This window comes from Marnyiella aurantia, from assembly GCF_014041915.1.
In the GTDB taxonomy this organism is placed as follows: Bacteria; Bacteroidota; Bacteroidia; order Flavobacteriales; family Weeksellaceae; genus Marnyiella; species Marnyiella aurantia.
In genome coordinates this window covers 2195262-2214806 of sequence record NZ_CP059472.1, presented here as the reverse complement: position 1 = coordinate 2214806, position 19545 = coordinate 2195262, and the positions used below count along the sequence as shown (strand labels likewise).

General features: G+C 43.0%; 19 protein-coding genes and 1 pseudogene. 12 read left to right on the top strand and 8 right to left on the bottom strand.

The window, feature by feature from the left end; all coding sequences use genetic code 11:
• Positions 1–9: 9 nt before the first annotated feature.
• The gene (locus H1R16_RS10310; RefSeq protein WP_181886627.1) at positions 10–501 is read right to left on the bottom strand and encodes a GNAT family N-acetyltransferase; all 492 of its coding nucleotides are present in this window, start codon (positions 499–501) and stop codon (positions 10–12) included.
• Between the two features lie 44 nt (positions 502–545).
• The gene (dapA, locus tag H1R16_RS10305) at positions 546–1418 is read right to left on the bottom strand and encodes a 4-hydroxy-tetrahydrodipicolinate synthase (protein ID WP_181886628.1); all 873 of its coding nucleotides are present in this window, start codon (positions 1416–1418) and stop codon (positions 546–548) included.
• Between the two features lie 111 nt (positions 1419–1529).
• Here dapA and H1R16_RS10300 point away from each other — a divergent pair, with 111 nt between their 5' ends.
• The 4 genes and pseudogenes from H1R16_RS10300 to recO all read left to right on the top strand — a co-directional run bounded on the left by H1R16_RS10300 (position 1530) and on the right by recO (position 6231).
• Positions 1530–2300 carry a 5'-nucleotidase C-terminal domain-containing protein gene (locus H1R16_RS10300; RefSeq protein ID WP_181886629.1) on the top strand — a complete coding sequence of 257 codons (771 nt, stop codon included), beginning with the start codon at positions 1530–1532 and terminating at the stop codon, positions 2298–2300.
• Positions 2293–3243 (top strand): annotated as a pseudogene (locus H1R16_RS10295) (bifunctional metallophosphatase/5'-nucleotidase). The gene H1R16_RS10300 and the pseudogene H1R16_RS10295 overlap by 8 nt, the downstream one beginning before the upstream one ends.
• A gap of 10 nt (positions 3244–3253) precedes the next feature.
• Entirely contained in the window at positions 3254–5527 is a 2274-nt protein-coding gene (porZ, locus tag H1R16_RS10290) for a type IX secretion system anionic LPS delivery protein PorZ (RefSeq protein ID WP_181886631.1), read from the top strand.
• A gap of 2 nt (positions 5528–5529) precedes the next feature.
• Positions 5530–6231 carry a DNA repair protein RecO gene (gene recO / locus H1R16_RS10285; RefSeq protein ID WP_181886632.1) on the top strand — a complete coding sequence of 234 codons (702 nt, stop codon included), beginning with the start codon at positions 5530–5532 and terminating at the stop codon, positions 6229–6231.
• Positions 6232–6408: 177 nt separating this feature from the next.
• Here the strand turns inward: recO and H1R16_RS10280 are convergent, their stop codons facing one another.
• From H1R16_RS10280 to H1R16_RS10265, 4 genes are read right to left on the bottom strand one after another with little or no spacing between them, the layout of a single operon-like run.
• The gene (locus H1R16_RS10280; RefSeq protein ID WP_181886633.1) at positions 6409–7446 is read right to left on the bottom strand and encodes a glycosyltransferase family 39 protein; all 1038 of its coding nucleotides are present in this window, start codon (positions 7444–7446) and stop codon (positions 6409–6411) included.
• Positions 7447–7462: 16 nt separating this feature from the next.
• The gene (locus H1R16_RS10275; RefSeq protein ID WP_181886634.1) at positions 7463–8080 is read right to left on the bottom strand and encodes a DUF1684 domain-containing protein; all 618 of its coding nucleotides are present in this window, start codon (positions 8078–8080) and stop codon (positions 7463–7465) included.
• Positions 8081–8120: 40 nt separating this feature from the next.
• Positions 8121–8525: a hypothetical protein gene (locus H1R16_RS10270; RefSeq protein WP_181886635.1), complete on the bottom strand. Its 405-nt coding sequence runs from the start codon at positions 8523–8525 to the stop codon at positions 8121–8123.
• 34 nt (positions 8526–8559) lie between these two features.
• Positions 8560–9606, bottom strand: a complete 1047-nt coding sequence (locus H1R16_RS10265; protein WP_181886636.1) for an NAD(P)H-dependent glycerol-3-phosphate dehydrogenase — start codon at positions 9604–9606, stop codon at positions 8560–8562.
• 211 nt (positions 9607–9817) lie between these two features.
• Here H1R16_RS10265 and H1R16_RS10260 point away from each other — a divergent pair, with 211 nt between their 5' ends.
• The 3 genes from H1R16_RS10260 to H1R16_RS10250 all read left to right on the top strand — a co-directional run bounded on the left by H1R16_RS10260 (position 9818) and on the right by H1R16_RS10250 (position 12987).
• A complete protein-coding gene (locus H1R16_RS10260; RefSeq protein ID WP_181886637.1) occupies positions 9818–10843 on the top strand; it encodes a M23 family metallopeptidase in 1026 nt (341 codons plus the stop codon).
• A gap of 103 nt (positions 10844–10946) precedes the next feature.
• Positions 10947–11873: a DUF389 domain-containing protein gene (locus tag H1R16_RS10255; RefSeq protein ID WP_181886638.1), complete on the top strand. Its 927-nt coding sequence runs from the start codon at positions 10947–10949 to the stop codon at positions 11871–11873.
• A 151-nt stretch (positions 11874–12024) separates the two neighbouring features.
• Positions 12025–12987 carry an SPFH domain-containing protein gene (locus H1R16_RS10250; RefSeq protein WP_181886639.1) on the top strand — a complete coding sequence of 321 codons (963 nt, stop codon included), beginning with the start codon at positions 12025–12027 and terminating at the stop codon, positions 12985–12987.
• Positions 12988–13059: 72 nt separating this feature from the next.
• Here the strand turns inward: H1R16_RS10250 and H1R16_RS10245 are convergent, their stop codons facing one another.
• Positions 13060–13728, bottom strand: a complete 669-nt coding sequence (locus tag H1R16_RS10245; RefSeq protein ID WP_181886640.1) for a TrmH family RNA methyltransferase — start codon at positions 13726–13728, stop codon at positions 13060–13062.
• A gap of 292 nt (positions 13729–14020) precedes the next feature.
• Here H1R16_RS10245 and H1R16_RS10240 point away from each other — a divergent pair, with 292 nt between their 5' ends.
• The 4 genes from H1R16_RS10240 to H1R16_RS10225 all read left to right on the top strand — a co-directional run bounded on the left by H1R16_RS10240 (position 14021) and on the right by H1R16_RS10225 (position 17084).
• Positions 14021–14650 carry a hypothetical protein gene (locus tag H1R16_RS10240; RefSeq protein WP_181886641.1) on the top strand — a complete coding sequence of 210 codons (630 nt, stop codon included), beginning with the start codon at positions 14021–14023 and terminating at the stop codon, positions 14648–14650.
• Between the two features lie 389 nt (positions 14651–15039).
• Positions 15040–15672 carry a hypothetical protein gene (locus H1R16_RS10235; protein WP_181886642.1) on the top strand — a complete coding sequence of 211 codons (633 nt, stop codon included), beginning with the start codon at positions 15040–15042 and terminating at the stop codon, positions 15670–15672.
• A 437-nt stretch (positions 15673–16109) separates the two neighbouring features.
• On the top strand, positions 16110–16451 hold the full coding sequence (locus H1R16_RS10230; RefSeq protein WP_181886643.1) for a hypothetical protein: 342 nt from the start codon (positions 16110–16112) through the stop codon (positions 16449–16451).
• Positions 16452–16499: 48 nt separating this feature from the next.
• A complete protein-coding gene (locus H1R16_RS10225; protein ID WP_181886644.1) occupies positions 16500–17084 on the top strand; it encodes a DUF7010 family protein in 585 nt (194 codons plus the stop codon).
• A 207-nt stretch (positions 17085–17291) separates the two neighbouring features.
• Here the strand turns inward: H1R16_RS10225 and H1R16_RS10220 are convergent, their stop codons facing one another.
• Positions 17292–17837 carry a hypothetical protein gene (locus tag H1R16_RS10220; RefSeq protein WP_181886645.1) on the bottom strand — a complete coding sequence of 182 codons (546 nt, stop codon included), beginning with the start codon at positions 17835–17837 and terminating at the stop codon, positions 17292–17294.
• An 827-nt stretch (positions 17838–18664) separates the two neighbouring features.
• Here H1R16_RS10220 and H1R16_RS10215 point away from each other — a divergent pair.
• Complete coding sequence (locus tag H1R16_RS10215) at positions 18665–19477, top strand: T9SS type A sorting domain-containing protein (protein ID WP_181886646.1); 813 nt, start codon at positions 18665–18667, stop codon at positions 19475–19477.
• Positions 19478–19545: the final 68 nt, after the last annotated feature.

The following is a 19545-nucleotide window of genomic DNA, read 5'->3' as shown; positions in this document are numbered from 1 at the left end:
CTTTTAAATTTATAGAAATTTTTCCATCAGCACGTCATCCATAACGAAGCCGTTTCCAATATCAAACACACCCTCATCATAAACCAGATAGCCCTGCGAACTATAAAATTCCCGTGCAGGATTGCCTTTGTTCACGTTCAGTATAATACGTCTGTTACCATAGTTGCGGACGGTTTCTTCCAAGAATTTTAAAGCAAAGCTGCCAAGTCCGCGGCCTTTACATTCCTGCAGAAGGTAGATACGGTGAAGTTTGGTTGTTTGGGGTTCGTAATCCTGTTCAAAACCGATGAAGCCAACCGCCATTTCACCATCCCAAATGAGATGATAACAATATTTAGCCTGGTCAAAATGTTTCTGAAGTTCATCCCGGGAATACATCATGCGCAGCATGTAATCAATCTGCTCAGCACACAGGATATCACGGTAGTTGGCGCGCCATGATTCCTCAGCCAGTTTCTGAAGAAGTGGAATATCGGTGGCGATGGCCAGTGTTATTTTCATATAAATGGTCTTCAATAAAAAATGGGCCGCAGCCCATTACCAATTTAAATGTTTTTCATTTCAGCCTTAATCTTCACGTGCAGTTCATCTGATGCCGGGATGAGCGGCAAACGGAGATAGTTTTTAAGTATTCCCATTTCTGCGAGCACCGCCTTGATCCCACATGGATTGCCTTCAGCAAAAATAAGTCTGGTAATATTCACAAGCCTGTTATGGATCTCATAGGCCTCTTTAACCTTACCTTCAAAAGCCAGTTGTATCATTGTCGAGAATTCCTTTGGATAAGCCTGTCCGATAACGGAAATAACGCCAGCACCACCGGCCAGGGTAACTGGAAGCGTAAACTCATCATCTCCTGAAAGCAAATTGAAACCCTCAGGTTTCTGCCGAAGGATATCAAAATACTGCAGGATATTTGGTGCTGCTTCTTTAATCATAAACAGGTTCGGAAACTCATTGGCCAGGCGAAGTGTAGTAGAAGCCTCAATATTTTGCCCTGTGCGTGACGGGACGTTATAGATGATGATTTGTTTACCGGTTTCAGCCAGCATCTTAAAATGCTGATAAAGACCTTCCTGGCTGGGTTTGTTATAATAAGGTGACACAGAAAGTACGGCTTCAAACTCAGACAGGTCCGCCTCTTCAATCTGTTGCTTCACCTCCCTGGTATTGTTGCCACCAATGCCCAGCACCAACGGCACCCTCTTGTTATTGGCTTTAATTACATGATCTATCACCTGCTGTTTTTCCTCCGCGCTCAGGGTTGCAGCTTCAGCGGTAGTGCCCAGAACCACCAGAAAGGAAGTCCCGTTTTCAATATTGAAATCAACAAGCTTTGTAAGCGAATTAAAATCTACCGACAAATCCTCATTAAACGGCGTTACCAAAGCCACACCAACTCCTTTTAGTTTGCTCATGTTTTAAAATTTTAATGTCTCAAATTTACACCTTTCGGCCAATTATTTTCGTTAAAAAAAGTGAAAATTTGCTTTCAAATCATATATTTGTAGGTGATATCCAAAATAATAATGAATTACAAATACTGGAGCGCAGCCGTAGTACTGTTTGCCTTCACTGCCTGCCGGGCGCCACTTGCAGTAAGCGGGGTACAGACGCAGAAAAACATTTCCATTGCCGAGACCCTGACTGAGGATCCTGAATTTGTGCAGGTGATCGCACCTTATAAGAAAGATCTGGACAGCAAGATGAACACACGGCTGTCTTATACATCTGTGGACTTAAATAAGCAGGGCGACAACAGTAATTTGGGGAACCTTCTCGCAGATTTCACACTGCAGGGCGCAGCTGAGTGGGCAAAAGCGAATGACCGGCCTGCAGTAGATGCAGCTGTCATCAACATCGGTGGAATCAGGACTTCCATAGGAAAAGGTGATATCCTGACCCGCCATATTTACGAAGTGATGCCTTTTGAAAATGAAGTAGTGATTATGAAACTGGACGGCACCCGAATGGAACAACTCTTTGAATTCTACCGTAAGTTCCAGAAAAACAATCCCGTTTCGGGTCTGGTGATTGAAACAGATGGAACTGTACTCGTCACCAATAAGATTAATGGCGACGCTTTCGATAAAAGCAAAACTTATTACATTGCCACTTCTGACTATCTTGCCGGGGGCGGAGACAATATGCAGTTTTTTGTGGGTGCTGAACTAATTAAGACCGGCATCAGGATGCGCGACCTGTTCATTGAAAAATTTAAAGCCATGCCTGAAGTTAAGGAACCGACTGACCTTCGTCTGCAATTTAAAAACAAACCGAACCGGACAGATAATGAATAGAAAAAAATTTATACAGACCCTGGGCGGTGGAACACTGGCACTTACACTGGCACCCCAACTCCTGCTGGCAGGCGGTTCTGGGATGGCAGTTCCGGAAGGCGGAACACGTCTTACCATACTCCATACCAACGACCAGCACAGCCGCATTGAACCTTTTGATGCTTCCTATGCAAGGAACCCCAACCAGGGCGGTTTTGCCAGAAGAGCTACACTGATCCAGAAAATCCGTGCGGAGGAACAGAATGTATTATTGCTGGGATGCAGGCGATGTTTTTCAGGGTACACCATACTTCAACTTTTTTGGTGGTGAACTTGAATTTAAGCTGATGTCCATGATGGGTTACGATGCCTCTACAATGGGTAATCATGAGTTCGACAACAGGCTTGACGGATTTAAAAAAGCGCTTCCAAACGCCAAATTTCCTTTCATCTGTTCCAACTACGATTTCAGCAATACTATATTGGACGGACTGACTGAAAAATACAGGATTTTCCGCAAAGGCGGTATTAAAATAGGAATATTTGGTGTTGGTATTGAACTGGCAGGACTGGTTGGTAAAACTCATTATGGAGAAACAGTACACCTGAATGCCATCGAAACTGCACAGGAATACACACGGATCCTAAGGGAAGACAAGAAGTGTGACCTGGTTATCTGTCTTTCGCATATCGGTTATGATTACCGCGACAACCCAAATAAGGTTTCGGACCCGGATCCTGGCCGCAAATGGACGGAATTGACCTCATCTTAGGAGGACATACCCACACTTTTCTGAAAGAACCGCAGCAACTGACCAACAAAGCGGGTAAAACTGTACTTGTAAACCAGGTAGGCTGGGCTGGCCTGTTACTTGGCAGAATAGATTTTGAATTTGACCGCCTGCGAAAAGTTCAGAATATCACATGGCAAAACCAAGCCATCAACGCAAATATCATTGCATAAAAACTAACGAATGAAAAAAGCAATACTGTTTTCCGTACTTCTCTCCGCCGGCAGCATGGTAAGCGGGCAAAACATTTCTTCCAAAAAGTGGAGCGACCTGTTTTCCTATAACAATGTACTGGCCATTAAAGAGGACAACGGCAGACTGATGGCTGCCACAGAGAACGGTATATTTTATTATAACCTTTCCTCCGGCGAAATAACGAAGCTGTCCAAAGCCAATGGTTTACATGAGGTGAAAATCTCCGCATTCGACTATAATCCTGATACCAAAATCGGGCTTATAGGTTACAGAAACGGTTCCATGGATGTAGTAACTCCTAACGGGATTACCTATGTAGTTGATATTCCCATCGCTACAGGTTATAACGGAGACAAACGCATCAATCACATCTCCATCAGCGGGGACAGGGCGGTGATTTCCGTAGGTTACGGAGTTTCAATATTCGACCTTAAGAAGAAGGAATTCGCACAGTCGGCTTTCTTTACCACCGGAACTGGTTTTGAAGCAGCAAATGAGGCTACAATTAAAGACAATACCGTTTATGCGGCCACTGCAACAGGACTTAAAAGACACGATATCGATGTTACTTTCCCGGTTTACTCCACCTGGACTACACAAACTGCAGGCAGTTTTATACATGCAGATTCAGAAAACACTACGGTTTTCGCTACTGCCAATACCGTGTATTACGGTAACGGGACCGCCTTTTCTCCACTAACTCAAACCTTCGGAAATGTTTCTGATGTGGTTGTTACTGATCAGCATATTACTGTTACCGATAATGAGAGGATTTATGTATTCAGTACCAGCGGCTCACCGGTAAACAGTGCGGGATTTGGACAACCGTGTAACACGGGGACTTATATCGGCGGGCAGGTTTTTGCGGGCACCCAGCGTTCCGGCATTATGAATGCTGCTAAAACTTCAATAAAACCGGACGGCCCTTACAATAACAGGTCCTACAAAATTGAAATTAACAATAACAGACTTTGGGTATCTTCCGGCGCCCGTAAAGACCGATACAACGGATCCCAACCTGATCCTGCAAACCTAGGTTTCTACCATTTTGACGGTATGCAGTGGGTATATTCCACCATGTTCATTGAAAATACAGATACTGTCTTTAATGTTCTGGATGTGGTATCCAACCCATCAGATACTGATGAGATATTCTTCGCTAACCACACCGAAAAACCCGGTCAGGGCATCTATAAGATGAAATATGATGTTACAGCTAAAGATTTCACCTTACAGAAATTTTACCCTACATCTACCAACCATTCTTATAACCGCCCTACAGGGCTGGCCTTTGACAGGAACAATAATCTAATGGGTACGATAGGCTTTCTGTTCAACAATGCGACGAACTCTTTATCAGCCGGCATTATGGCCTACGACCGGGCTGCCGACACTTTTCTGACCAGAAATCTTCCTGTAAGTTTCACAACTCAAAAACCTGTTTTTTATAAGGACATGATGTGGATACCTCTGCCACGTACTACGGACATGGTGGCTTATGATTACAAAAATTCACCGCTTAATTTTTCGGATGATGTAGTATACACCATTACTGACCAAAATGGTCTGCCGACGAATTCTGAAGGTACGGTTTCTGTTGCCTTTGACAAGAATGATGATGCCTGGATCGGAACCGATACCGGCTTAAGGATTCTGCCCTCTGCATCCACAGATGTGAAAAACAGTCCACAGCTGGAACCGGTGATCATTGAGCAGAACGGTATTCCGGAAGAACTTTTCCGCGACGGTGCCATACTGCAGGTAGAAGTGGACTCCGGTAACTTCAAATGGGTTTCTGTAGACGGTGGCGGCGCGTATCTCCTGAGTGCAAACGGCGAGAGAACTTTACTGCACCTTACCCGTGAAAATTCACCCATTCCCACCAACAGCATTACAGACATCAAAGTAGATAATAAGACCGGTAAAGTTTATTTTGTCACCTTTGACGGTATTGTAGTTTATCAAAGCGATGTGGTAGATGTTACTTCAAACTTCGGAAATGTACTGGTTTATCCCAATCCGGTTGTAACTGCTAATTTTAAAGGCTTTGTAACCATTCGCGGACTGGCCGAGAAAACAAATATAAGGATTGTAGATGCGGCCGGAAATCTGGTTCATCAGGCTGTGGCACGTGGCGGATTCCACCAATGGGACCTAAACAATCAGCGCGGCCGGCGTGTAGCTTCCGGCGTTTATTTTGTACTTATGACAAACGCTGACGGCACCGACAAAGCCACCGCCAAAATCGCGGTTGTAAATTAGAAATGCTGTATCTGAACGGTTTCCTTCTCTCCTACCTCAAATATGGGGACAATGACTGCGTAATGCATTGCTTTACAAAAGAAAAAGGATATCAAAGTCTTTTTGTAAAAGGGGTATATGGAAAAAAAAGCAAGCAGAAGGCATATCTGCAGCCACTGGCCGAACTTTGTTTTACTTTATACAAGAAGGCGGCGGCAGGCAGTATGCTGCCCGTATCCAAACTGGAACTTGCAGCAGGCTCACACCTTCCGCAAAACATAAAGGCAAACGCGGTGGTATTCTTCATTGCCGATTTCCTGAATCAGGTACTGCGGAACGAAGAGATAAATCCACGGATTTATGCAGAAGTTGCTCATTTTCTGGAAGAACTGGACCGTAACAATTACCGAGCGCACCTCATTTTTCTGCTGAGGTTTCTGGAGATTTCCGGCGTGCATCCGCTGATTGGCAGCGGCAGGTTTCTTGATCCGGAAAGCGGCAATTTTATTGATATTAAAGTACATGATCTTTTTGATGATGAACTCTCCTCAATCTGGAAAGAAGTATTAACAAGTGCAGCGCCATACACTGTGGCCATAAGCACATCCCATCGTAAACGTTTTCTGGAAAGCATCCTGGTGTACTACCACTACCATTTCAGCGATTTCAGGATACCGTCTTCCCTGGAGATTGTTCAGCAACTATTTCAGACGGATGGTCATTGAGCCGGAAGAAGCTGAAACGTTCATAAAGAAAGAGAGCAATCAGTGTATACTGGTACCATTCGAAATCAAGTTTGAACCTCATGTTGGCAGCGTGACCGATCATATAGGGTGCGGTAAAGGCTGCAAAAAGCAACAGGGACACACAGAAAAGAAGCCGGTATTTTCTGAAAAAGTAAATCAGGGAAAAAGCGTCAGTATATTCAGCAGAATTACAAAAATCTTCCGGCCAAACATTGCCGTTGGTTTATCATAAAAATATCTGGCAGGCACATACCAAAGTATTCCTGCATTCTGAATGGCTTTCAAGACGAATATCTCTTCCTTCCCCCGGAGCACCTCCACCACCTTGGATTTGTATATCTTTTCCATTTCAAACTCATTAACCGATTTTTTCAGCTGGAAAGTATAATGGTCATGTTTGGAGGAGATCAGTTTAATGTTGTCGCACACATTCACTGGTGGGATAAAGCTCAGATAGATATTTTGCCAAAAAGGCGTTTTGGTAAGGATCACTTTATCAAAAACAACATAATTTCGAATGATCCACGGGGAGTACAGCACGGAGGCCAGTCCAAACAGAAGCACAAATCCTGAGAACCTTAGCTTTTTTTGATAAACCAGTGCAAAAATCAGCACCAATACCAACGGTACCACAATGACCTGGGTAAGAAAAAGCACACCGGTTATGATTCCCAAAAGTATGATGTTCTTGCGGGAAGCCTCGGTTGAACGGTATATTATGACAAACTGCCGGATCCACAACAGGAAAAGTGGTATAAAAATATTGGTGATCTCCAGGACATTGGAATAGTAAAAGTAAACCGGTGAAAAAATAAAGAAATAGCCAGCCAATATTCCTGCATTGGTCTTGTTGAAGATCCTGAAAATGTTGATGATCTGCAGCGGTACCATGAAGAACAGGATATGCTGAGCAATGACCGCAGCTTCTTTACCAAATTCTCCGAAAATATAAATGTAGACGGACAGAAAAAAGGAATAGGCTGGCAACTTATAGGCGGTAGGACCTACTTCAGTAAATTCAGCATAGGCCCCGTGTTCTGCAAGATTCTTTGCGATATTCCAATCCTCAAAGGTGCCGCCGGGGAAGCCCATGATCAGGCTGTAGCCTATTTTAGCAACTAAGACTATGGAACTGAAAAACAGAAATGTTTTCATATTCAGGATTCCAAATCTGGAAATAAACATCTTTTTCATAAATTTTCAGGATCGTTTAATGAATAAAATAAACGTCCTCATACCTTACTCCTGCCTTAACCGCCACCGGCAAAGTGTTTTCTGCGGGAACGATGGGGCAACTGTAGTCATAAGCGTTGTAAGCACAATAAGGCTGATATGCCTTGTTGAAATCCAGGATCACCGTATCACCGGAAAGTATCTCCAGATCAAGATATCTGCCGCCGCCGTAGGTTTCCTTTCCGTTGGTAGCATCGTGAAACGGCAGAAAGAGATGGTTCTTATATTCCGGCTTCTGAACAAGATGCACACTTTGGTAAATCTTCAGCGTAAAATTCTTACCATCAACAGCAAAAGTTGCCGTACCAAATTCAATGTATGGTTTGGTATGCCCGGACGAGGTAGAAATCTCCAACGGCAGCGCATTTTCGGTCCTTTTAAATTTTGCTGCAATCCTGTAATTCAAATCAACAGCAAAGAAAGGATGTTCTTTAAAATTTTTGAAATTGACCCCACGCAAAGGGGTCTCCCGCACATCACGGTATTCACGGTTAAGTTCGGCCTGGAATTTCAGGATTTCAACTGCATGCTCTTCCACCGATTGTGAAAATACAAACTGTGAAAAAAGGAGCAGGAGTAAATTTAATTTTTTCATTCAAAACAAAAAGCCGGTAAAGGGACAATCTGGCAAAAATCTATTCAATTTTAACACGGTACACATCAGTAGCATTTCTCCTGATATTAGGAACACAGAAACCACCTTCTTCCGCAATAAGCTCTTTCAAATCAAACTGAGTGCAACCCTTCGGCAGGCCGGCAAAGATAAGCGTGAACCAAAAATCCTTCATTGGCGGGACTTCTGTCCAGTAAGGCGCAATCGATATATTTTCCGAGTGCACAAGCTGGCTCCGACAGCCACTGGCATCATCCACGAGGAAAGTTGTAGGCCAGATCCTAATCAGGCTGCCAAAATAAGGCGTGGCCGGAAAACAGCAGTGTACAATGACCTGTTTTTCAACCTCGGTAAGGCTCTGCAGCTGCTCCAGCATTTCCGGCGCAACTATGGGCTTAGGTACAGTGATGGTTGCAGAATTTTTCATCTGAGGCGGATTATTTCTTAATCTGACAGGGTTCTTAATTCAGTTTTGCTGTGAGTTCAGCAAAAACAGTCTCAGCGTTTTCCTCACCGTACAGAATACGGTAAACTGCATCAATAATCGGGGTATTTACGTTGTTTTCCTTGGCTGTGGTATAAATCGAATCAGCGGCGTAATAGCCTTCTGCCACCATATTCATGGACTGGATTGCTGACTTCACCGTATAACCTTTCCCGATCAGGTTACCCAGGTTTCGGTTTCGCGAGAACAGTGAATAGGCCGTCACCAAAAGGTCACCCAAATAAGCGCTGTCATTCACGTCACGCGGGGCCTCATAAATCGCTTCCAGAAACGTTTCCATTTCGCGCACTGCATTGGAGACAAATACCGCAGTGAAGTTATCGCCGTAACCTAATCCACTGGCAATACCCGCGCCTACCGCGTATATATTCTTCAGGATAGCGCTGTATTCGTTACCCAGCACATCCTTACTTGCGTTCACTTTAATAAATGACGATGCAAAAATACTGTTCAGTTTCTCCGATACCTCATCTTCCACAGTGGCAATGGTAAGGTAAGACAGCCTTTCCATACCTACTTCCTCCGCATGACATGGTCCAGCCAAAACCGCCTGGTTGCGGAAACCTATATTGAATTCCTGCCTCAGGTAATGAGCCACAACATCATTAACCTTCGGCACAATTCCTTTAATAGCAGAAACAAATATCTTATCTGTATACTCTACATTAAGTCTGTCCATAGCATCAGAAAGATAAATGGAAGGAGTGGCCAGCACGATAATATCACAGGCGCTCACCAGCTCGTTAATGTCCGTAGTGATTTTCAGTTTATTAACGTCAAAGCTGACCGACGTGAGGTAGGTGGGATTATGGCCGCGCAGCTCAATAGCTCCCTTTACAAACTCGTTACGTACACACCAGTGCACCACATTACAGTTCTCCACCAGCATCTTTACTATTGCAGTGGCAAAACTGCCGCTTCCCACAACACCTACGGGGATCAAAGCTGACTCTTTTCCTGCAGCCGAAGCTGCGTTTTCCGCTGCTGTATTCTTATTTACCATAACACAAATCGAGGGTGCAAAGATAGACAAAAGACACGAGTGATTCCTTTATGATTAATGTAACAAAACTGCCATCGCTGTACAATTAAATCAGTTTTTCAGCGTTAAAATTACTCCGAATCCAAAGTTCTGTTAAAAAATGGCAGGCATGTTCATTTTTTTTTAATTTTGCCGACTGTTATTAAGAACATACAGCAAGGAATTTCTTACAATGAAAAAGTTATTTACGAAAAAGAGAAAAATGAGGATACTGCTGGGTGGATTTCTGGCAGTTATCTTTGCGCAGGCACTCATCATCGCAAAATTATGGACTGCTAAAGACAACCGGAATTACGAGGTTAATCTGGTTAAAATAAATACCCAGAAAGACAGTGTAGACTATGCCAAAATGAAAAATGACCTCCTGCAGGTAGACAATACCGTGCGGGACTTAAACTCCTTTCTGGCATCCAGAAACGTTTCAAATTCAAAAATCGATCATCTGGACCAGGACAGTCTTGCAAGTTCGGTATATCTGGCCAAACAGTCTAACCGGTACAGCCAGTACCTGATGGACCTTCAGAACAAGTTGATGCAGGTGCCGCTGGGAATGCCCAGTGGTGGTTATATATCTTCTAATTTCGGCAAAAGGAAAAATCCTATTCCTTTCCGTACGGTTCTGGCTTCAGTAAAATCTCCTGCGGCCACTCCAAGTGCACCTGTCGCTGCCTCACCGGCCACTACTACCGAACGCCGTGTGGTTTCGGTAAAGATAGTTGAGGAGAAAGACAGCCTGGGCAACATCAGCAAGAAAACAGTTCCGGTATATGCGAATGTAACCGTACCCGCGACGTCAGGGTCATCTGCCGCAAATATAAGCGCACCTGCATCTGCAAAGAAAGCCACCGTTCGCGAAGTAAATAATGCTCCGGTGGAAGCAGATCAGATCCAGTTTCATAAAGGAATGGACATCGCCGTTGCCTATGGCAGCGATGTAAGATGTACTGCAGCCGGCACCGTGATCTTCGCGGGACAGAAAGGCGGCTACGGCAACTGTGTCATCGTTTCACACGGTAACGGTCTGGCCACGCTCTACGCTCACCTTGCAGAAGTTCTGGTGCGCACCAACGACAAAGTAAAGGTAAACCATGTAATTGCCAAGTCCGGAAACAGTGGCCGGTCCACCGGTCCGCACCTTCATTACGAGGTTCACAAAAACAACACTCCGGTGAATCCCAAACTGTTCATGAACTTCTAATAGTTTCCTAGAGAAATCTGCGCTCCGTTTTTCGGAGCGTTTTTTGTTGTTTTGAAATATCCCTTTTCAGGGTTCAATTTCACTAACCATCAAATTTCAGCGTATGCACAGAACCATTGAAGCCTCCATCCCATCCGAAACCACTGCGGCCATAAGCAGGGCTTTGGTGGAAAATCCCAATGTGATCCATCTTTCTGTACATACCAATACCTCCCTGAAGCCCGTAGGCGATACACTCACGGTTCATGTTCTGAACCGCGGCGCCGACGATGTATTAAAAATGATTGCGGAGCATACCGAAGGCCGCGAATTTTCCATCGCTACTTCAGAAGTAGCCAGCCTGAGCCATCATTCAAAACAGAAGGAAATAAACCACGATGTGGACGAAGCCATCTGGGAGGAAATGGAAACCGGTCTAAGACATAACGGCCGCACAACTACCAATTACCTCATCCTGATGTTTGTGGGCGGCATCATAGCCTCCATCGGATTTATTTCGGAAATCCATGACCTTGTGATGGCATTTGTCGCTGCGTCCATTATTGCGCCCGGGATGGAACCTCTGGCAAAAATTCCGCTGGGAATCGCACTGAAGAAAGCAGATGTGCTGTGGACAGGCCTTAAAGCCACTGTACTCGGATACCTGGCGCTCACTGCCGGATCGGCGCTCACCTTTATGGCGCTTGTGAACTTCGGGATGGCTACAGAATCAGATTTCATCCATAATAAAGCCACCGAGGGTATGCTGCATTTAAGACTGAAGGATGTTATACTCTCCGTAGCCGCTGCCACCGCCAGCATCATTATGTACCTCTCTTACCGAACAAACGTCATTGCGGGACCGCTCATCGTACTCATCATCATTCCCGCCGCCGCGGCAATGGGAATTTCGGTGTACCTGCAGAACTGGGATTTCGTAGGCAGTTTCAGCAAGCGCTTCCTGTTGGATGTAGCCGCAATCATCGTCGTGGGAATTATCTGCATTTTACTGAAGCAGAAATTCGTACACAAAAGAGAACCGATCCGGTAGAAGCCTATAAGTTTGATTATAAACTGTATAAGTCCATATCAACTTATCCAATAATGACAAATTAACAGTTTTTAATAGTTTTTTAATACGTTTTCTTGCATTTTTAAAGAAAATTCCCTATTATTAATCAAAACCATTAAAAACAAACTATATGTCATTAACATTTTTACTTTTGATGCTTATTGCACTAGCTGTCATTATCGGAATCTTCACGCGCAAGCTGGATCTCCTCACCTATTCCGAGCCGGACAAAAACGGGAAGCGACAACCGAACGGCATGAAGTGGCAACCGGCCACCTTTATTTTTGTAGCTATTGTAGCAGCACTTCTGCAGCCTATGAACTACGACGTCATCAGCGTAGGCCACAAAGGTTTACTTATTAACCTCCTGGGCGACAAACGTGGCGTTTCGTACACCGAAGAAGTTTCCGGAGTCGTATTCTACAACAAATATACTCAGGAAATCCAGGAAATACCGCTGGACCAGCGCCATATTGAGTATCCGGAATCCATTATCGTTGCCAAAGGCGGTTTCCCCTGCCCCATCAAACCTTCCTTTAATTACTCGGTGAAGGAAAGTACCGCGGCGGATATGTTTACGAATCTGCGTTCCACCTACACCAAAGGGGGACTGGAGGCTATCCAGGAAGGCTGGCTGAACAACGCCATCATCGGTGCGATCAATGATGTGGCCAACAGACACTCGATCGATTACCTCTTCAACAACAGAGAAACTTACGAAGCCGAGATTTTATCGGAGGTGAACAAAAGAATCGGGAAATGGTTTTTGGTATCGCAGCTGAAGACCAATATCCAGCCGCCAAAAGCCATCCGTCAGTCCATTGAAGACAAGGCCACTGCCGATGCCGATGCAATTAAAGCCGAAGCTCAGGCGCGCGTAGCTCAGGCTGATGCCCAAAGGAAAATCCAACTGGCAAAAGGGGATTCAGCGTCCATCGTAATCCGCGCTCAGGCCGATGCCAAGGCCATCAGCCTGAAGCAGCAGGAAATTACCTCCACCTACGTAGAATATCAGCGAGTGCTGAAATGGGACGGGGTAATGCCAACCACCGTTTTGGGCAGCGGCAGCAATACGCTTTACCAAATGAAATAACAGAGCTATTCCCCACAAAAATGCTCCGGAGTTCAGACTTCGGAGCATTTGTTATTTTGATGAAAGCTAATGTCAGGACTGGCTTTTCAGGGATTTCAGGTAACTGTTCAGGACTTCCTCGCCGCGCGGGATTGAATTTTTAGCCCAGCGGACTTTAAGTTCCCAGAGTTTTTCGCCGGTGAGTTTATAATCCATATCTGATTTGATGAGTTTCTGCCTGAGTTCGTAGAAGCAGATGGCGGCCGCCACCGAAACATTGAAGCTTTTTGTAAAACCATACATGGGAATCGCGAGCGTTTCATCTGCAAAATCGAGGATCTCGTCGGTGACACCTTCTTTTTCGGTGCCGAAAACCAGCGCTACGGGTTCGGTGAGGTCGTAATCCGGTAACATGGTAGCGTTCTTCTCCGGTGAGACCGCCAAAATCTTATACCCGCGGTTTTTAATTTCCTGCAGCGATTCCAGCGTGTGTGGCATCTTCTGCACCTCCACCCAGGTTTCGGCACCTTTGGTGACCTTCAGATAAGGGTTGAATTCGTTTTCACTTTCCATGGCCACAATTTTATGGAAACCGCAGGCCTCCACGGAACGCACAATAGCCGCAGCATTGCGGAACTGAAAGATGTCTTCCATCACGGGCAGCACAAAATCCGAACTTTCGGGGGCATAACTTTCAATTTTCGCCAACCTTTCATCGGTCAGGAAGCGTTTTAAGTAATTAAAGGTGGTCTGGTGATCCATGCGGCAAAAGTAGGGAAAATGCGGGATTTGGGTCCGGTTTCATACTCAGCACTTTCGGGGTCAAAAGTATTTGTGTAGTTTAGCTAAATGCAGGATGTTTTAATTTAAAATCCTGCTTTCCATGAAGAGAATGGTCAAATATTCTGCATAAGCATCTCCATACAAGGTCTATAAGTTTATTGTCTCGTATGTGGAAATATATTGATCTGTCGAATCCGTAAAATTCTCACTTAGGAGCTCAATCATTAGAACTATAGTGAAATATTACAAAACTTTTAAAATCGTGAATAAAATGATGGAAAAATTCTTTTTCGCTTTCACATTCTTTTGTTTTAATATGTTAGCCGCGCAGATTTCTATTACAATCAGAATTACAGATACTACAGGTATGCACAAGAAGATGAATATTGAATTAATAAATAATTCAAACGAATCTTACGCAATACCTATCGACAGATCCGATGTTCGGGGGAACGGTCCTGGAATTTGCAGTGAAACAGTTGAGACCGCATTATTGCCTACCGTTAATCTTAAGAATCTGGGCAATTACAAATATTTAGAGTACGATTATCAATTTGCGAGTGGAAACAGTGAAACGTTTAACCAGATTGACGCAGCGAGTTCCCGTGTTAAGCGAATGAATGATATCTTTATAGGGTTAAAACCAAAAGAAAGAATAACATATGAACTTCATTTCAATCCGATCAATTTTAATAATAAAATACTATATCATGAATTATTCTATATAACCCCTTATATTCTTTACGATTTAGATTTATCTATATGTATCAGCAAGAAAGCTGTGGCTAAGTTTGGCAAAAGGATTAAGTTAAATGGTGAATTTTACACCCCATTCTATGGTAAAATCCAGAGCAACAAGGTAATGGTGCAATGGACTCCGGAAATGTTTATTTATAAATAATACAAAAAACATTATCTTAATAGCCACACGAAAGGATTCGTGCGACAGTAGGGTAATTCGAATCAGATAATTTTAAAGAAAGATTTGGTACTAATTCAATAATACCCATTTGGTACTCCGACAATAATTCTGGATTATTTGATGAAACTCAAAAGTTAGGACGTTTAAGCTTTGATCCTACAAAGGACCTATATCAACAAGCTAACGAAATTGTTAACTTAATAGTTGAAAAACTTTCCGATCATCGGAATAAACAAAAGGAATGAGTTTAATATTAAATATAGCTAGTCTATGTTTAAATTCAACTTTTTAAAAGTTTAATAACTCTTAGCTGCGTTAAGTCTATCGATCGTTAGAACACTTTTAATCAACAAAACAGAAGAATAACCATGAAAAAATTTTTATTCGAACAGCAATCAAATCACGAAGAACCAAAGAAAAGAAAAAAGAATGGCTGTTTAATAGCTGTTCTAACACTGTTTGGATTATTTTTTATCTATTTTTTAGGCTTAATTTGGTGGTCAGAAAATACCGAATCCGGGCGAAAACATCAAGCAGATTTAAGCGAACAAAAAAGAGTGAAATCAAGTGACTTTCTACATTCTAATGAGCCGAAAACACAAGAACAAAAAATAGACTCAGCGAAGCTAGTAAGACAAAAAGAACTTGAAAACCCAGAATTACATCTAAGCAATCTTCAAAAAGAACTGGATAATAAAAATCTTACTAATGTTCAAAAAGAAGAAATCGAAATCGAAATTAAGAAAATCCGTTCGCAAAAATGGGCAAAGAAAAATATAAATGCTCTGGACAATTCCAACCCTAAACTTGAAAGAGCAGTTAAGAAAGTAATGAATGATGATAAGTCGTTTGAACACGTGAGCACAAAATATTCTTTCACGAAAAATGAAGTTATTGCAACGATGACTTACAGGGGAAGCAATGCATTCGGTGCAAAGGTAATTGAGCAAATTACCGGAACTTTTGATTATGATGGGAACTTAGTGTCAGTCCAAGATTAAAAGTACATTGAAAATCTTTTATACTTAGGAAAGCATAACATCGTAATTGTAACCATTACAACCTCAAAATTAGGAAATGAGATTCGTAAAACAAATATCTAATGGCTTAAAGTTTCAACACTCCCACGCCGCAATGTCTCATGACTTTGAGCGCTTTTATTTCACGCTCACGTAATGCCAAACCGACCGGCAGTGAACGTATTCTACTTTTTCGCACTCATTGTGAAAGTGAACCTTGTTTCCTTTTCATCAGACGTAAAAGCTAAGGTGCCGCCGTGGGCCAGCGCGATTTGATTTGCAATGTAAAGCCCTAAGCCTATTTCTGGACACTTCGCCAATACAAGCCCAATTTTCTTTTTCAGCCTAAATTATTTATCATTGGCGCACGCTACGCAAAACCCAAACCACTTTTAACAAAGCTACTTATATTATTGTAAATGAAAAGTATATACCCACATACACCTAATCACATTTCACCGGAAGAACGAGTAAAATGTATTTTGTTTGCAGCTGCACTGCTTGCATACGGAACCTTCGGCTGGTACAGTGACGATATTTTCATTCCGGGTAAGCGGGGTCGCGGTGTGCACTTCAGCGGCGCGGCATGCACCCTGATTTATGCCGCATTTATTTTCGGGGCCGCAAATTTTATTTCTGTTGTAGTAGACCATTACGATAAAAGAAATAATGAAACCCAGTATCAGCGTTTTGCCAAAATCACCAGAATAGGTGGAATAATTTTCCTTATTTTGGGCACGCTGGTGTCAATATTTGAGTAGTTTAGCTTGACCTGACTTCAATATCTGTATTTTTTTAATCACAATGCAATGACAACCCCCCTCCAAATCGCCCAACAGGATATGCGTACCGGCCACGGTTACGGTTCAACCGGAGTATTGAGCTCCGGTCTCGTTTGGCTTTGCGCCGCCTTGGCCGTGATGATGTATGGAGTGACTACCGGTATCTGGACCTTAATTATCGGTGGCATGATAATCTTTCCGCTTTCCATGCTGATCGGGAAACTGACCGGGATTCCAGGCAAGCACGACCCCAATAATCCGCTGGGAAAATCGGCGATGGAAGGTACAGTGTGGATGCTGATGTGCATCCCAATGGCCTATGGCCTTTCGCTGGTTAGACCGGAATGGTTTTTTCAGGGAATGCTGCTTATCATTGGCGGACGGTACCTGACTTTTGCCACGCTTTACGGCATGAAGGTGTACTGGCTGCTCGGAGCAGTACTTGGAGCTGCAGCTTTTATACTTTTTGCTATGCAGGCCGTCGCGTTCTACTCTGCTTTGGCCGGTGCTTTAATTGAAATTTTAATGGGAACGGTTCTTTATATCCTGTTCCGGAAACAACGGGGCAAAAATGAAGCAGCAATTCCAGATTCCCACACTTCGGGTTTATAACATCTGAACAGACGACAGAAGTCTTGTTTTGTAATCAGTCTGAGGAAACGGAATGGACGCATCATAAGGAAAAAATCGCTCGAAATGCTTTCACCGGCCTGATTTAAAATAAGAAAAGGTATGCTGAAGCAAGGCTGACAGCCTGCAGATCCGCGGACTTTGCCTTGAAAGTAATATGTATTAGGTTAGCCGGGATATCGTACGGAATTAACCCGGGGATGAGGTTCGCGACGATTTGTAATAATTTAATCCTTCGCAGACTCCCAGTTTTAAAATTTTATCGAGTAAATGTTTATCTGTGATGATATTTTCCGATATATCCTTGTGGCGGTTTACTTTCTGGCTTAAACTTTTAGGGTCACCATGTGCTGCACGTCTTAACTTCAGGATTTCTTTTTCCAGGACCGAATCTATTGCGATCATTTCCGACAGTTTATATTTGGCCTCGCAGATAATGTTTAAATATTCAACCATTTTGGAAAGCTCTTCACTGTCGCAACTGTTTAAATTTTCCCGGAGAACATCTTCTTCATTCATCACTTCATCTATTTCCTTCCTGATTTTATCTATCACCTGGGAGCGTTCTTCATCAAGGGTGCTGTCCGTACTTTTTAAATCATATTTCTGAATGCAGGTTAAACATATATTTCTTCCCTGTACACAACCAAACTGAACCGCTTCTAATCCGTTGCCATTGCAAATCTCACATACTAAAGACCAACTGTTTGCTGATTCTAAATGACTGTTTTTCATTATAATGATTTAATTGTGTGCTGAAAAGGTCCCTGATACTCTTACTGAATTCTTACTGAAATTTTACAAAAAGACGGATCTCGCCTAAAAGGATTACCGCTTTTAAGAATCCTGCTGCTATTATTGCTTCCGCAGGTAATACTGCCGGATAATGAAACATTTTTAGTCCGTGCTCAAGTCTTTTATGACTCATGCAATTATGCACCCAATGTATGCAACAGGAAAACATATTTTCGCAAATCTTTTTTTAAGCACGGCACACGGATATAGCCTGTGCCAAATGTGAAGCTTTGGCGTTCTGCTGCGTATGCAAAGATTCCTTCGGAATGACAACCCGACGTCTTATTATTTTGGTGCATTAAACTGCACAGTTCTTTCTTTAATTCTCTCCAATAGTACCTCATCCGTATCGTAGTAGATATCCCGGATTTCATGAGAGTTTGGTTTAAACTTGTATAATATCTAAGTTTAACAGGACCTGCGCAAAACGCTGTGCAGGATTTTGGTTCAAATATCCTGAAATTTGTTCCAGGATTTGCTTTTGAGTTTCAGTCATAGGGTAAATGTAAAGGCTAAGAGAGTCAACCCATGACGCCAATTCCCAAATACCTTTAACTTTCTTTTCTGAACTAAGTTTTCTTTTTTACTTCTTTAATGGCAAATGGTTGTTTAGAATTTATTCAACATATATTGAAATATATTAAATACATCCAAAAAAAGATGCTTTTACCGTAATATATATTTATTATTTCAGTAGATATGTTATATACTCTCACATCAGCACAGTGAAATTGCTATCTGAATACTTAACCTCAAAATATTTAACTATGAAAAAAATCAACTTCCTTTTTTTAGTCGCGGCAATGTCTGTACAGGGTTTTGCCCAGCAGTATATGTATACCGGGGCAACTGAAATCGCCAACACCATTCCCTTTGCGAGCACAGCAAGTAACTTCAGGCAGTCCATATACTACCCAAGTGATTTCCCGACCGCACCGGCAGGGAATATTGTCGCGATCTATCTGAAAGCCTCAACGGCAGCGTCGCCCAATATTACTAACCTGAAAGTTAAGATGGGCACGACCACAATGACCATTTTTCCGAATTCCACTTTTATTACAGGCCTGCAGACGGTGTACTCCGGCAATTATAACACGCCGGTCGTGAGCGGCAATTATATCAAAATACCACTTCAGACGCCTTTCCCGTATGATCCTACACAGAACCTGATGGTAGAGCTTTCACAGGAAAGTTATTCGCCTGGATTTCAGATCATGCAGGGATCAATCAATGTGAATTCCCGAACAGTATTCGGCAATATGAATAATGCCACCGGCACAGTTCAGCACAGGTTAGCCACTATGGGCTTCGATATGGACAATGCCATGGCCACCACGGAAGTAGGTGCAGAAAATGGCTTGAAAATTTATCCGAATCCTGTAACCGACGTTCTCCACATTACCAAAGTTTCTGCGGATGCAGCATATTCACTTTACGACCCTGCCGGGCGTTTGATAAAAAAAGGAGAAGTTTCCAAAAGAGGAACTGTAGATGTGTCTGAGCTTTCAGCCGGTGTTTACTTCATTACCGTTGAGGATAAAAATGAGACGGTACTGAGCAGCAGATTCATCAAAAAATAATATATCCAGAAACCTGATAATAGCCGTTCGAACAGAAGTGAGAACGGTTTTTTTGGATTAAGTAGTAA

Bases quoted from the DNA above. Each gene is read 5' to 3' on its own strand.
- H1R16_RS10310 (WP_181886627.1), bottom strand. From the start codon at position 501: ATGAAAATAACACTGGCCATCGCCACCGATATTCCACTTCTTCAGAAA.
- dapA (WP_181886628.1), bottom strand. From the start codon at position 1,418: ATGAGCAAACTAAAAGGAGTTGGTGTGGCTTTGGTAACGCCGTTTAAT.
- H1R16_RS10300 (WP_181886629.1), top strand. From the start codon at position 1,530: ATGAATTACAAATACTGGAGCGCAGCCGTAGTACTGTTTGCCTTCACT.
- porZ (WP_181886631.1), top strand. From the start codon at position 3,254: ATGAAAAAAGCAATACTGTTTTCCGTACTTCTCTCCGCCGGCAGCATG.
- recO (WP_181886632.1), top strand. From the start codon at position 5,530: ATGCTGTATCTGAACGGTTTCCTTCTCTCCTACCTCAAATATGGGGAC.
- H1R16_RS10280 (WP_181886633.1), bottom strand. From the start codon at position 7,446: ATGAAAAAGATGTTTATTTCCAGATTTGGAATCCTGAATATGAAAACA.
- H1R16_RS10275 (WP_181886634.1), bottom strand. From the start codon at position 8,080: ATGAAAAAATTAAATTTACTCCTGCTCCTTTTTTCACAGTTTGTATTT.
- H1R16_RS10270 (WP_181886635.1), bottom strand. From the start codon at position 8,525: ATGAAAAATTCTGCAACCATCACTGTACCTAAGCCCATAGTTGCGCCG.
- H1R16_RS10265 (WP_181886636.1), bottom strand. From the start codon at position 9,606: ATGGTAAATAAGAATACAGCAGCGGAAAACGCAGCTTCGGCTGCAGGA.
- H1R16_RS10260 (WP_181886637.1), top strand. From the start codon at position 9,818: ATGAAAAAGTTATTTACGAAAAAGAGAAAAATGAGGATACTGCTGGGT.
- H1R16_RS10255 (WP_181886638.1), top strand. From the start codon at position 10,947: ATGCACAGAACCATTGAAGCCTCCATCCCATCCGAAACCACTGCGGCC.
- H1R16_RS10250 (WP_181886639.1), top strand. From the start codon at position 12,025: ATGTCATTAACATTTTTACTTTTGATGCTTATTGCACTAGCTGTCATT.
- H1R16_RS10245 (WP_181886640.1), bottom strand. From the start codon at position 13,728: ATGGATCACCAGACCACCTTTAATTACTTAAAACGCTTCCTGACCGAT.
- H1R16_RS10240 (WP_181886641.1), top strand. From the start codon at position 14,021: ATGATGGAAAAATTCTTTTTCGCTTTCACATTCTTTTGTTTTAATATG.
- H1R16_RS10235 (WP_181886642.1), top strand. From the start codon at position 15,040: ATGAAAAAATTTTTATTCGAACAGCAATCAAATCACGAAGAACCAAAG.
- H1R16_RS10230 (WP_181886643.1), top strand. From the start codon at position 16,110: ATGAAAAGTATATACCCACATACACCTAATCACATTTCACCGGAAGAA.
- H1R16_RS10225 (WP_181886644.1), top strand. From the start codon at position 16,500: ATGACAACCCCCCTCCAAATCGCCCAACAGGATATGCGTACCGGCCAC.
- H1R16_RS10220 (WP_181886645.1), bottom strand. From the start codon at position 17,837: ATGAAAAACAGTCATTTAGAATCAGCAAACAGTTGGTCTTTAGTATGT.
- H1R16_RS10215 (WP_181886646.1), top strand. From the start codon at position 18,665: ATGAAAAAAATCAACTTCCTTTTTTTAGTCGCGGCAATGTCTGTACAG.